This is a genomic window from Arthrobacter sp. CMU6 (assembly GCF_059090205.1).
Genome location: NZ_JBNHFL010000127.1, coordinates 1 through 255 on the forward strand (window position 1 = coordinate 1; position 255 = coordinate 255).

At 65.1% G+C, this 255-nt stretch carries 1 protein-coding gene; it reads right to left on the minus strand.

Going from position 1 to position 255, the window contains the following annotated elements:
• On the minus strand, positions 1-255 hold a 255-nt coding region (locus AC5RWD_RS23365), incomplete at both ends, for an SDR family NAD(P)-dependent oxidoreductase (protein WP_494022287.1).

Genomic DNA, 255 nt, shown 5'->3' on the forward strand with positions numbered 1-255 from the left:
GGCCCAGGATCCAGGCATTGAACTGCCCGTCATCGACCAGGTTCTGCGTCATCTCGGTATGGATATACCCCGGCGCGATCCCGTTAATCTGCAACCCAGAGCCCGCCCACTCCGCCGTCATCGCCCGGGTCAGGTTCCGCAACCCGCCCTTCGCCGCCACATACGGCGCGATCGTGGGCCGGGCCAGATCCGTCTGCACCGAACAGATGTTAATGATCTTCCCCCGGCCCCGCGGGATCATGTGCCGCGCCGCTT